This is a genomic window from Paradesulfitobacterium ferrireducens (assembly GCF_017310645.1).
GTDB lineage: Bacteria > Bacillota > Desulfitobacteriia > Desulfitobacteriales > Desulfitobacteriaceae > Paradesulfitobacterium > Paradesulfitobacterium ferrireducens.
Map to the genome: position 1 here is coordinate 55,810 of NZ_JAFLRH010000002.1, position 12,373 is coordinate 68,182.

Here is a 12,373-nt window from a genome sequence, read left to right on the forward strand (position 1 = left end):
CAAGAGGAGGAATTTTAATGAGAAAAGTCAAAAGTGTGTTAGCCCTCGTCTTAGTCATCATGTTGGTATTTCTAAGCGGGTGTGGCAGCGGAGGATCCCAGTCGGCAAGCGGCGGATCTCAGTCGGCAAGCGGTGGTGGAGAAACGTTAAAGATCGGCGCAATCTATCCCTTTACCGGTGGGGCAGCTCTTTTGGGGGATGAAAGCTTCCGCGGTGCTGAGCTAGCGGTGAAATTACGCAATCAAAAAGGCGGGGTAGCCGGCGGTAAAAAGATTGAATTGAGCAAAGCCGATTCACCTGATGCCAATGCCGCTCAATCCCAGGCCAATCGTTTGATTTCACAGGAAAATATCCAATTAATTATTGGCTCTTATTCGAGTGCTCTTTCGATGGCTGCAAGTGAAGTGGCTGAAAGAAACGGAGTTGTGTACTGGGAACTCGGGGCTATATCTGATCCTATCACCGACCGGGGATACAAGTATGTATTCAGAACGAATCCAACCTCTTCACAATTTGCCCAATCTGAAATCGGTTTTATTAAAGAAGTAGTACCGGCGAAGTTAGGCAAGAATCTTACTGATTTAAAAATCGCGCTGGTTCATGAAGATTCTCTCTATGGCACGACAGTCGCCGGATTTATTGAAAAATATGCGAAAGAAGAAAAGTTGAATGTGGTCACGAATCAGGCTTATAACATGAATTCAGTTGACCTCTCTTCAGTCATTTTGAATTTGAAGAAAGCTCAGCCGGATGTCGTAATTGCGGTTTCCTATCTTAATGATGCAATTCTCTTGACCCGGCAGTCCAAGGAGTTAGGTTTTGATGTTCCGGTATTTATCGGATCCGGTGGAGGCCACACGATGACAGACTTCCAGAAGGCCCTGGGCGCGGACGCAAATGGCATACTTAACGCTGACTTCCCCCAATATGAAATTAATAAATCTTTTACCCCCGGGCTGGACGAGTTTGTCAAGCTATATCAGGATACGTATGGAACGGCACCCCGTTCGGGCCACTCAGTGACTAACTTTATGGGCATGAATGTCCTGTTAAATATCATTGATCAGGTTGGAAGCTTAGATCCGGACAAAATTCAGGCGGCAGCCAGGAGTTATAAATTAGAACCCGGAAAATCTGAAACCGGGTGGGGCGTGGAATTTAACGACAAAGGACAGAACAAATTAGGTAAGGCCTATGTCACGCAATGGACCGACGGGAAATTAGTCACAGTATGGCCGAAAGAAGCGGCAGTGCAAGAGCCCAAACTTCCGTTGCTAAAATGGAGCGAAAGAAAATAGTGTCTTCAATTAGGACAGGGGAGTATATCTCTCCCCTGTCTCTAACAAATATCTAGGCAGAGGGAAATTTATTATAAGCTGTTAGTTTTGCATTAAGATTCAAAGTCTCCATCACAACAAGTAAATCATAAAGGGAGGTATACGATGGGCGAGATTATCCAGGTCTTAATTTCCGGCATTCTAGTCGGAGGCATTTATGCCCTAATCAGCATGGGACTGAATCTAATTTTAGGAGTAGTCAGAATTATTAACTTTGCCCATGGGGAGTTTTTGATGCTGGCTATGTATCTTAGTTTTTTCTTATATAGTGTTTGGGGTCTTGACCCTTATGTCTCCGCCCTCCTTGTCGTGCTGATTTTATTCGTTTTCGGATTGTTTATCCAAAGAATTATTATCCAACCTATTTTAAATACTTCAGCAACGGTGAAGATTTTTGTTACGCTGGGACTGTCCATTGCTTTGCAAAACTTTGCGCTAATGCTTTGGCGCGCAGATTTTCGCAGTGTGCATACAGCATATCAGACCGCTGTGATTAATGTGGGAACAGTGGCAGTTAGCATACCTAGGTTAATTGCGTTTATCGTGGCTATTATCGTGGCACTCGGAATGTATCTGTTTTTGAATAAAACATTGGTTGGGAAAGCCATTCGGGCTGTAGCAATGGAAAAAAGAGCAGCAGCTTTAATGGGCATAAACGTAAAGAGAATTTATCTGCTGGCCTTTGCAATTGGTTCGGCAATTGTAGGCTTAGCCGGTGCGTTATTAATACCGATTTACTACGTTTTCCCAACAGTCGGAACACTCTTTGTCTTGATATCTTTCGTAGTCGTTGTCCTGGGTGGAATGGGCAGCATGTTGGGAGCCTTTCTTGGAGGAATAATCATTGGTCTGGTGGAAGCGATAGCAGGTGTGGTAATTGCTCCGGGACTTAAAGAGGCAGTGTATTTTATCATCTTTATCTTAGTCCTTCTGTTTCGGCCCTCAGGGTTATTTAGCTTAGGGAAAGGTTCAGAGGAGGTAGGGTTGAAATGAGAGGATTATTATCTAAAAAATCAATCTTTCTGTTTATCTTACTGATTGCAGCCTTCGCTCTGCCCAATTTTCTTAAGAATAAATTTTATATGAATATTGTCATAATGGTTATTTTCTACGCAGCACTCAGTGGTTCATGGAATATTTTGGCAGGATATGCCGGTCAATTATCTTTGGGGCATTCGATTTTTTTCGGCCTCGGCGCGTATACCTCGACTCTCTTATTAGTAAAAATGGGAGTTTCACCTTGGCTGGGTATTATTGCTGCTTTAATCATGAGCATGGCTGTTGGCGCTCTGATCGGTTACCCTGCGTTTCGGTTAAAAGGGCCGTTCTTTACACTCGCAACCCTGGCGTTTTCCGAGGTAATTCGATATATAGCCTCTTTTTGGAAAGAGCTTACTAACGGTGCCATGGGTATCAACATACCGTTTAAGCCTGGTTTAGCCACGATGATGTTTCGTACGAAAGAACCTTATTATTTTATAGCTCTGGGGATGCTCCTGTTAATTATCTTAATTACCTTTTTCATCGACCGTTCAAAAATGGGATCCTATTTTATTGCTATCCGGGAAAACGAAGATGCGGCTGAAGTTTTGGGCATTCCTATCACTCGGTACAAGATGTATTCGATGCTGATCAGTTCCGGATTAGCTGCCTTAACCGGCGTATTTTATGCTCAATACATTTTGTTTATCGAACCGGAAGCAGTGTTCAATATTAACTTTTCGAGCCAAATCGCCTTAATGTCTATTATCGGAGGGATGGGCACTATCTTCGGGCCTATTGTGGGAGCGGTCCTTTTAGTTCCGTTAAACGAAATCATGAGATCGGCGTTTTCCAGCTTAAACGGACTTAACTTTTTTATCTACGGAATTGTCCTAATAATTGTGGTTTCCTGGATGCCCAACGGAATTCTGCCGACCATTACTAATCAAGTGAAAAAACGGGGCTTAAAAGTGAGTACGGACAGAAAGGGGGCTGGAAAAATTGATACTGCAAATTAACAGTGCCAGAAAAGATTTCGGAGGAGTTACAGCTGTTAATAATGTTAGCTTTGATGTGAAACAGCAAGAGATAGTGGGAATTATTGGACCTAACGGAGCAGGGAAGACCACACTCTTTAACCTTATTTCCGGAGCCCTTCCCCTTTCTGCCGGTAAGATCATATTTAAAGGTGAGGATATTACGAATCAAAAGCCAGATTTGATCTGCAAGAAAGGAGTTGGCAGGACATTTCAGGAGGTTAAACCTTTTGGGAACATCAGTGTTTTGGAAAATGTGCAGACCGGAGCTTATAATCGTCTTTCCCGCAGGAAAGAAGCCAGGGAATTCGCGGAACATGTCTTGGAAAAAGTGCGCTTAATCCATAGAAAGGACGTCACAGCCAAAAGTTTAACGATTGCGGACAAAAAGAGATTGGAAGTAGCCAGAGCCTTGGCGACAAAACCGGAACTTTTACTCTTGGATGAAGTGATGGCCGGCCTTAACACAAGTGAAATTCAAGAGATCATTCCGTTAATCAGAAGTTTGGCGGAAGAAGGAATTACCCTCATCGTAATCGAGCACATCATGGAAGTAATTATTCAATTGTCCCATCGGGTGATTGTGATTCAGCATGGAGAAAAGATTGCAGAAGGAACCCCAACGGAAGTTATAAATAACAAGAGAGTCATTGAAGCTTACCTCGGGGAGGAGATAACCATTGCTTAAGTGTGAATCGATGAATTTGTTTTATGGTGAAGTTCAAGCTCTCTGGGATGTTAATCTTGAAGTAAAAGAAGGAGAAATTGTCGCACTTTTGGGAGCAAACGCAGCCGGGAAGTCAACTACAATCAATGCCATATCGGGACTTGAAAAATTATCATCCGGCAAGATTCTTTTTGAAGGAACTGAAATCCAGAAAAAAGATCCTCATGAAATTGTTGAGATGGGTATCGTTCAGGTTCCGGAGGGACGCAAGCTATTTTCTTATATGACGATTGAAGAAAATTTAGAGTTAGGGGCCTATTCCAAAAGGGCAAGGGCTAACTTCAAGCAAAATCTCGAGACAGTTTTTGAACTTTTCCCAATCTTAAAGGAAAGAAGAAAACAGTTGGCCGGTTCAATGAGTGGGGGGCAGCAACAAATGTGTGCTGTTGCCAGGGGTTTAATGGGAAATCCCAAATTTTTAATGATAGATGAACTCTCACTAGGCCTCGCGCCGCTTGTAGTGAAGCAATTGTTTGAAGTGTTAACCCAGATTTCAAAACGGGGAATCACCATTTTGCTCGTGGAGCAAAATGTCAAGCAATCCCTGGCCATTGCAAATTCAGCCTTTGTTCTCAAGAACGGCCGGCTTGCTTTATCCGGGAAAGCTTCAGAAGTGGCGAATGATCCGACTTTGCATCAGGCTTATTTAGGAAAGTAGGTCAAACATGCAGGCATTAATAAAAACACCCAATGTTAAGGAATTGATCATTCAGGATGTAGCACTGCCTGAGCCGGCGCCAGGGGAGGCCCTGATAAAAGTTGGGTACTGCGGGGTTTGTGGAAGTGATCTGCATGCGTATCATCACGCCCCTGGATATGAATTCGTGGAGATGCCGCGTATCTTGGGTCATGAACTTGTTGGGACAGTTGTCTCAGCCTTAGGACAGGATTCAGGAAATTGGTTGAACAAAAAAGTGGTGGCAGAATCAATCCAACATTGTGGAACCTGCGCACAATGTCAGGAGCAAAGAACAAATATCTGCGAGCATACGCAAGTTATGGGATTGCACTTTGATGGGGGCATGGCCGAATATGTGAAGTGCAAGCTCAAATACTTGAAGGAGATCCCGGCAAACCTGCCGGATGCTATTGCTGTTCTCACTGAGCCGATGACGATTGCTGTGCACGCGGTAGAAACTGTTGGTCAGGTGAAAAATGGAGATGCTGTGCTGGTACAGGGGCCGGGTATAATCGGCTTTTTTGTGGCACTCGTTTGTAAAGCCCTAGGGGCAAAAGTCAGATTGTCCGGACTTAAACGGGATTACAAAGCCCGCTTAAGCCTTGCGCAAGATTTTGGGATTGAGACATTTACAGTGGATGAGGGTGAAAACCTTCGGGAACAAGTGGACATTCTGTTTGAATGTTCGGGATCCTCAAGAGCGGTCAATCCCGGATTGCAGAGTCTCAAAAAGGGAGGAAAGGCGGTGTTCGTGGCCCTCTACGAAAGCTCCACCGACCTTTTCCTTACGCAAGCGGTGCGCAATGAATGGGCACTGCTGACAAGCTATGGTTCGAAGCCGGAGGATTATACACGGGCATTTGAGATCTTAGACATGTTCAGCTCACAGCTGGAAAGTTTGGTATCCCTTTATGAATTGAATAATGCGAAAAATGCTTTTGAAGATGCAATGGAACAGAAAGTGCTTAAACCTGTTCTGGTGCTTTAGATTGCTAAAGTTGAGGTGGGGAGTCTTGGACAGCAACAACAAGACAGAGACAATAAAAATAATGCAGAATCATCGTTCGATCAGAAAGTTTACAAAGGATCCAATTCCTGAAAACGATTTAGTGGAGATAATCAAGGCCGGGCAAGGAGCTCCTTCATCTAATTTTGTCCAAGCCTATTCCGTAATTCACATCGCCAATGAGGATAGGAAGCAAAAAATCGGGGCTTTGGCAAATAACCTCGATACTGTTGCCGGAAGTGCAGTGTTTTTGCTTTTCTGTGTTGATATGAAGAGATTGGAAGTCGCGTGTACTAAACAAGGGGTCGAGATGCGCTATGATACGCTGGAAAATTTTATAGTAGGAATTATTGATGCGTCTTTGATTGCCCAAAATATCCTGACGGCTGCTGAATCTTTGGGCTACGGGGGCTGCTATATCGGAGGAGTGCGCAATAATCCTGAAGCAATCAGCGAAATTGTCGGTCTCCCGGATAAAGTGTTCCCGGTATTCGGTATGGCTTTAGGCATACCGGCCGAAGAACAAATAGTAAAACCCAGGTTACCGCTTGAAGGTGTTTTTCAAGTAGACGAATATGATCAGAAACAACATCCAGTCATCATTAACCAATATGACGAGATCATGGAGCAGTATTATATTTCTCGTTTAAGCAATAACAAGAAAAGCAACTGGTCGCAAGCCATGGCGGATTTTTATCGCGAAAACCGCAGAATGCATATGAAGAAATTCTTAGAAGACAAAGGATTTACCTTAAAATAAGGTTTGATGGGGTGGGGGGATACGCCAATGAGAAATTCGATAGCGATTGTTACGGGTGCGGGCAGGGGCATTGGCAAAGCAATCGCTAAAGGATTGGTTAATCAGGGAATCCATGTTATTGTTAATGACTTTGATGAAAACCTGGCACGGCAGGCCGTAGAGGAGATCGGACAATCTTCTTCTTACTATGTATGTGATGTTTCCGATTACAATTTGGTTTCCAGGTTTATTTCAGATGTCAAAACAGTTTATGGTCAAATTGATATACTCGTGAACAATGCCGGCATATCTCCTAAAAAGATGGGCAATAAAGTTCCGATATATGAGATGGACCCGGGTGAGTGGCAAAGAGTTGTAGAGATTAACCTGAATGGGGCGTTCTATATGACAAGGTTAGTTACCCCGCTCATGATCGAACAGAAATTCGGGCGGATTATCAACATGTCCTCAATTGCTGCCAAAAGCTATATTGATATTACAGGAAGCCATTATGCTGCGACCAAAGCAGGGTTAATCGGGCTGACGAAAGCTGCGGCGGGAGAGTTGGCCCCGTATGGGATAACTGTTAATGCGATTGCCCCGGGAAGAATAAGAACTGAAATGATGGAAGGGGTAAGCTCAAAGGACAATGAATTGATTTTAGCCCAGATAGCATCAGGTAAATTTGGAGAAGTGGAAGATGTCGCCGGAGTGGTCGAGTTCTTAGCCAGTGATAAGGCATCTTATATTACCGGGGCAGTCATTAATGTCGATGGTGGTTGGGTTATGGCGTAGGAATGTAAAAGAAGAGTGTTGAATTTCGATTACTACAGATGTAAAATATAGGAAATACCTGCTCTGGATATAACCGCTGGGAATTGATCTTAGCGGTTTCTGTTTTAATGAGAGGAGCGATATTTTATGTATATTATCCTAGGGGTTGCCCTGATCCTGATCGTCATCGGGATTTTAGTCAAATACCGAAAATGGTATTGGCTTATTTCAGGGTACAATACCTTGTCGGCAGCCGAGAAGGATAAAGTGGACATCAAACGTTTGGGCAATCTCACCGGTAATTTGCTGTTTGGGCTTGCCGGAATCTTTATCATTAGCTTTGTGCTAAGCCTAACGGGGTACCGCACCGCATCCATTGCAGTGATTCTGTTCGTGTTTCCGGCGGCCGTCTTCGGTACGATTAAAAGCCAAAGATACACTCCAAGTAGCGAGGGGCGTAAGGCAGCGCTAATCGTGGTCGGTATATCCAGTGTGATTTTCGTAGCCATTATCGGCCTACTCATCTGGGGCAGCCGTGAGCAAACCGTGATTGTCAGCGCCGAAAATATTAAGGTCACCGGAATGTATGGCACCCAAATTCCCCTTAACGAGATTAAAAATGTGAGTCTAAAAGAAGGAATTCCCAACGTCCTGCGCAAAACCAGCGGGCTGGATAACGGCAAAATCTTAAAAGGAAATTTTGATACCCTGCAGTACGGCAAGGTCAAGTTATTCCTTAATATCAAGCAGAATACATACGTTTTAATATACACCCGGGGAGGACAGTATTACCTGATAAATTTTAGCGATGGGCAGAGGACAAAGGATCTTTATCAAAATATCCTGCTGTTTTGGCACGGGTAACGTCTAAAACCTCCTCCCTCCTCATAAGATGTTCATGAGAGGGGGGAGGGGGCGTGCTCAATCTTACGACTTGGCTAACTTACGGGTTTTTCGTTTTGTGTCTGGTCTTAGGTTGGAGTGCCGCCGCTGTTCTGGACTATGATGGGATTTTACGCCGTTCAACGTCTCGCTGGGGCCGTCTCCTTCTCCGTCTCGGCGTAACCTTAGTCTTAGCGGAGGGTTTCCGCATTTTCTTAAGCTATGTCATAGGACCGCTCTTAGATCTCTTGGTCAATCGGAGTATTAATGGATTTCGGACGTTCTGATTTTTTGGCGATATAAAAGTAATATGGAACGAAACGAGACTGTTGACGCAGAGACCCGATGGGAATCTGTGTCATATTTTTTTACGCATATTTATTTTCTATAAAGAATTGAAAAAATACTTACTGTCCGTGTTGAGTTAAGAGGTAATAACGGTTAAAATATACACAAATTGTACATATTTGTGAATATGGGGGAGAGATCAAGTGAATATTTCACAACGGATTGACCGTTTGCCGGTTACAGGCATGCTCTGGCAGGTTCTCATCTTTACCGGGATTGGGTGGCTCTTTGACGCTATGGACCAAGGGATGGTTGCTGGGGTGATGGCTGCCATCGGAAGTGAGTGGCAGCTCCAGCCGTCGCAGCTGGGGCTTCTCGGGAGTGCCGGGGCCGTGGGCATGGCTATAGGGGCAGCACTGGCCGGCATGGCTTCAGATAAGTGGGGGCGGCGGACGGTGATCCTCTTAACGCTCGTTTTATATGGGGTAGCCAGCGGGCTTTCCGGATTGGCTCAAGGATTCGGCATGCTTTTGGTTTTCCGGTTTTTGACCGGTTTAGGCTTAGGGGGAGAACTTCCGGCAGCATCAACTTTAGTAAGCGAGTTTTCTCCGGCGACGGCCCGCGGGCGCATGGTTGTACTCTTAGAAAGTTTTTGGGCCTGGGGCTGGATTTTGGCCGCTTTGATTGCTTATATGGTCATTCCCGTTTATGGCTGGCGCGTTGCCTTTTTCTTAGGAGCAGTACCGGCCTTATACGCAGCTTACCTGAGACGGTCAGTTCCGGAATCTCCCCGGTATTTGGAGCAGACTGGAAATATCGGGGAAGCGGATGCAATCGTAAGCCGGATGGAGAGTCAAGCTGGACTGGCCCCTCTGAAAGCCCATGAAAAAAGTCCGGCTCCTCCCAAATCCCGCCGGCTCTCGTTGCTGGAATTATGGTCTCCAGCTTACCGGCGGCGCACCTTGGTGCTTTGGATCTTGTGGCTGGGGATCAATTTCGGGTATTACGGGTTTGTGCTTTGGATACCCACACTAATGATCGGGAAAGGCTTTGTGCTGATTAAGAGTTTGCAGTTTACTTTAATCATGAGCTTGGCCCAGCTTCCGGGGTATTACAGTGCGGCTTATTTGATTGAAAAAATCGGCCGCAAGGCGGTGCTGGTCATTTATTTGGCGGGGACCGCGCTGGCTGCTTATCTATTCGGGCAAAGTGTGACGATCAATCAGATCCTTATCTTTGGCTCGCTTCTTTATTTCTTTAGCCTGGGAGCATGGGGCGCAGTCTACGCCTACACACCGGAAATGTACCCGACGGTGGCCCGCGGGAGCGGTACCGGCTGGGCGGCTGCCGTAGGAAGAATCGGGATGATAGCCGCACCCTATGCAGTAGGGGTCATTTATCAGACGTATGGTAAGGTAACGGGATACACCTATGTGTTTGGGATGTTGACTGCCGTTTTTGCGGTGGTGGCAGTAGCAGTGCTTATTTTAGGCATCGAGACCAAAGGCAAGAGTTTGGAAGAGCTGGCGGAGACTTCGCAGGCAGCGAGATGATATTTTCTTTTCGCCGGCTTGCAGGATAGATCACGTCAGAGTATATATTAGAGGACTACATAATAAACAAGCATAAGATTACGATATTACACGTTGCTCGTGAGGACATGGCTGAAATCTAAAGACTACAATTAAAGGCCGCCGAATAATACTACGGCGGCCTTTCTGATTGGGTCAAGTTTCTGTTCAAGCAGCAATAACTTCAATTCAAGTACAAAATCCAACCGTTGAGGTTCAATTTATAGACTTCAATGTTATTTCCCAGTATATTGAAGTTGAGAGTTGATTCATGTTACAAGTTTTATTGCAAATGGAGTGAATAAAGTGTCAGGTAAGAATTGGGGTCTTGAAGAAGTGAATATTACAAGTAAGTCATTTCAGGCGAAAACGAGCAGAGGGGAAGCAACAAGGCAAAAATTGCTGGCGGCGGCGGAAGAAATTTTTGGGACCAAAGGTTACTTTCGCACATCTGTAGTGGATATTACCCTGAAAGCCGGAGTGGCCCAGGGAACATTCTATGTATATTTTCCGGGGAAGAAAGACATATTTGAGGAACTGGTTAAGGAATTGAGCCATAATTTGCGTCAAGAAATAAGTCAGGCAGTAACAAGTGTGAAAAACCGGATGGAAGCAGAAGAACGGGGGTTAGCCGCATTTTTTGCTTTTATCAAGGAACACCGCAATCTTTACCGGATTGTACAAGAGGCCCAGTTTGTAGACGAGGAATTATATAAATGGTATTATCGCCGCTTTGCCCAAGGGTACATTAAAGGGTTGGAAGGGGCAATGGCTTCAGGAGAATTTCGTAATTTAGATGCAGAAACTGTTGCTTATGCACTGATCGGGATGGCTGAGTTCTTAGGAAGACGCTGGGTATTGTGGGAAGAAAGAGAGATGCCGCAAGAGGCTTTGGAGACTGCCTTAACTTTGGCCATGCAAGGATTGCTGCCGCGGGTAAAGAGCTAACAAGAGGTAACAAAAGGGGGGGTGCTGCTTCATTATAGCCGCAGAGGCATTGCAGTGGGGTACGAAAATGAAAGGAGGTTGTTTTTCCCTGGAGTTTTCATGTACGGTCGGTTCAAAAATATAATATCCAGAATCTTATGAATTGGGAGGGTTATCGGATGAATCCTAAGAATCTCAAGCGAGTAAAAGTTGGCATCGTAAGCATACTTGGACTTACCCTGCTTCTATCCGGTTGTGGCTCGCAGCCGTCTGCCAACTCCGGTGGGCAAGGGGGAGCAGAGAAAGCACCTATAAAAATTGGAATTGTTACATCTCAGACCGGTGCTTTGGAGGGGTATGGAAAACAGCACATCAAGGGGTTTGAACTTGGTCTGGAATATGCAACAAAGGGCAGTAAGCAAGTAGGAGGACGGCCCATTCAAGTCATTGTCGAAGATACCCAAACCAAACCGGAAGTGGCGAAACAAAAAGCAATTAAACTTTTGGAAGAAGACAAAGTGGATCTGTTAGTAGGTAGTGCCAGTTCGACCGACGCCTTGGCCGTTGTGCCCCTGGCACAGGAGTACAAAAAGATCATGGTGGTCGAACCGGCTGTGGCTGATTCGATTACCGGTGCGCAGTGGAACCGGTACATTTTCCGCACTGCCCGGAACTCTTCCCAAGATGCGATAGCGGGAGCCGCTGCTATTGCTAAACCAGGAGGAAAGATTGCCATCTTGGCTCCGGACAGTGCTTACGGACGCGATGGGGCGAAAGCTTTCAAACCGGCGGCCGAAAAATTGGGCGCCAAAATTGTGCTCGAAGAGTATCAGGCTACTAATAATCCGGATTTTACGGCAATTTTACAGCGGATTATTGCTGAAAAACCAGATTATCTCTATGTTATTTGGGCAGGAGCCAATGCTCCTTGGCAACAGATTTCCGATCTGAAAGTGCCGGAGAAGGGTATTAAGGTTTCCACCGGAGTACCGGACATTGCTGCCCTAAAAACTATGTGGAGCATTGTCGGGATGGAAGGGCTTGGGTTGTACTATTATGAATTGCCCAAAAATTCGGTAAACGACTGGCTGGTTCAAGCACATCAAAAGAAATACAATGAGCCACCTGATCTTTTTACTGCGGGGGGTATGACTGCAGCCATGGCTATCGTGCAGGCCCTGGAAAAAACCGGTGGTGATGCCGATGCGGAAAAACTCATTGCCACCATGGAAGGAATGTCTTTTGATTCACCGAAAGGCAAAATGACTTTCCGCCAGGAAGATCATCAGGCTTTGCAGGCACTTTATGCTGTCCGGTTGGAGAAAAAAGAAGGTGTGGCCTGGCCGGTGCCGGTGCTCTTACGGGAAATGACTCCGGAAGAAACTGCGCCGCCAATACTTAATAAGAGATAAGAAATATAAAGTC

The 12,373-nt window shown here is 45.3% G+C and carries 13 protein-coding genes; all 13 read left to right on the top strand.

Annotated elements, in window-relative coordinates:
• Positions 1 to 17: 17 nt before the first annotated feature.
• Positions 18 to 1,298 (top strand): ABC transporter substrate-binding protein, encoded by a 1,281-nt coding sequence (locus J0X21_RS00390; RefSeq protein WP_206808521.1) that lies wholly within the window; start codon positions 18 to 20, stop codon positions 1,296 to 1,298.
• A 144-nt stretch (positions 1,299 to 1,442) separates the two neighbouring features.
• Complete coding sequence (locus J0X21_RS00395) at positions 1,443 to 2,330, top strand: branched-chain amino acid ABC transporter permease (protein ID WP_206808523.1); 888 nt, start codon at positions 1,443 to 1,445, stop codon at positions 2,328 to 2,330.
• Complete coding sequence (locus J0X21_RS00400; protein ID WP_206808525.1) at positions 2,327 to 3,337, top strand: branched-chain amino acid ABC transporter permease; 1,011 nt, start codon at positions 2,327 to 2,329, stop codon at positions 3,335 to 3,337. Before J0X21_RS00395 ends, J0X21_RS00400 begins: the two co-directional genes overlap by 4 nt.
• Positions 3,321 to 4,043 (top strand): ABC transporter ATP-binding protein, encoded by a 723-nt coding sequence (locus J0X21_RS00405; protein WP_206808528.1) that lies wholly within the window; start codon positions 3,321 to 3,323, stop codon positions 4,041 to 4,043. The genes J0X21_RS00400 and J0X21_RS00405 overlap by 17 nt, the downstream gene beginning before the upstream one ends.
• Positions 4,036 to 4,740 (top strand): ABC transporter ATP-binding protein, encoded by a 705-nt coding sequence (locus tag J0X21_RS00410; protein ID WP_206808530.1) that lies wholly within the window; start codon positions 4,036 to 4,038, stop codon positions 4,738 to 4,740. The genes J0X21_RS00405 and J0X21_RS00410 overlap by 8 nt, the downstream gene beginning before the upstream one ends.
• Positions 4,741 to 4,747: 7 nt before the next feature.
• Positions 4,748 to 5,749, top strand: coding sequence for a zinc-dependent alcohol dehydrogenase (locus J0X21_RS00415; protein WP_206808532.1), 1,002 nt, complete (start codon positions 4,748 to 4,750; stop codon positions 5,747 to 5,749).
• Between the two features lie 25 nt (positions 5,750 to 5,774).
• Positions 5,775 to 6,527, top strand: a complete 753-nt coding sequence (gene nfsA, locus J0X21_RS00420) for an oxygen-insensitive NADPH nitroreductase (protein ID WP_206808533.1) — start codon at positions 5,775 to 5,777, stop codon at positions 6,525 to 6,527.
• 27 nt (positions 6,528 to 6,554) lie between these two features.
• On the top strand, positions 6,555 to 7,301 hold the full coding sequence (locus J0X21_RS00425) for an SDR family oxidoreductase (RefSeq protein ID WP_206808534.1): 747 nt from the start codon (positions 6,555 to 6,557) through the stop codon (positions 7,299 to 7,301).
• Positions 7,302 to 7,427: 126 nt separating this feature from the next.
• Positions 7,428 to 8,144 (top strand): DUF3784 domain-containing protein, encoded by a 717-nt coding sequence (locus J0X21_RS00430; RefSeq protein WP_206808541.1) that lies wholly within the window; start codon positions 7,428 to 7,430, stop codon positions 8,142 to 8,144.
• A gap of 53 nt (positions 8,145 to 8,197) precedes the next feature.
• Entirely contained in the window at positions 8,198 to 8,449 is a 252-nt protein-coding gene (locus J0X21_RS00435) for a hypothetical protein (protein WP_206808542.1), read from the top strand.
• Positions 8,450 to 8,653: 204 nt separating this feature from the next.
• Positions 8,654 to 10,003 carry an MFS transporter gene (locus tag J0X21_RS00440; protein ID WP_328811925.1) on the top strand — a complete coding sequence of 450 codons (1,350 nt, stop codon included), beginning with the start codon at positions 8,654 to 8,656 and terminating at the stop codon, positions 10,001 to 10,003.
• Positions 10,004 to 10,327: 324 nt separating this feature from the next.
• Positions 10,328 to 10,969, top strand: a complete 642-nt coding sequence (locus tag J0X21_RS00445; protein ID WP_206808543.1) for a TetR/AcrR family transcriptional regulator — start codon at positions 10,328 to 10,330, stop codon at positions 10,967 to 10,969.
• A 158-nt stretch (positions 10,970 to 11,127) separates the two neighbouring features.
• Positions 11,128 to 12,360, top strand: coding sequence for a substrate-binding domain-containing protein (locus J0X21_RS00450; protein WP_206808544.1), 1,233 nt, complete (start codon positions 11,128 to 11,130; stop codon positions 12,358 to 12,360).
• The last annotated feature ends 13 nt before the right edge of the window (positions 12,361 to 12,373 follow it).

Bases quoted from the DNA above. Each gene is read 5' to 3' on its own strand.
- J0X21_RS00425 (WP_206808534.1), top strand. From the start codon at position 6,555: ATGAGAAATTCGATAGCGATTGTTACGGGTGCGGGCAGGGGCATTGGC.
- J0X21_RS00400 (WP_206808525.1), top strand. From the start codon at position 2,327: ATGAGAGGATTATTATCTAAAAAATCAATCTTTCTGTTTATCTTACTG.
- J0X21_RS00395 (WP_206808523.1), top strand. From the start codon at position 1,443: ATGGGCGAGATTATCCAGGTCTTAATTTCCGGCATTCTAGTCGGAGGC.
- J0X21_RS00450 (WP_206808544.1), top strand. From the start codon at position 11,128: ATGAATCCTAAGAATCTCAAGCGAGTAAAAGTTGGCATCGTAAGCATA.
- J0X21_RS00415 (WP_206808532.1), top strand. From the start codon at position 4,748: ATGCAGGCATTAATAAAAACACCCAATGTTAAGGAATTGATCATTCAG.
- J0X21_RS00430 (WP_206808541.1), top strand. From the start codon at position 7,428: ATGTATATTATCCTAGGGGTTGCCCTGATCCTGATCGTCATCGGGATT.
- J0X21_RS00390 (WP_206808521.1), top strand. From the start codon at position 18: ATGAGAAAAGTCAAAAGTGTGTTAGCCCTCGTCTTAGTCATCATGTTG.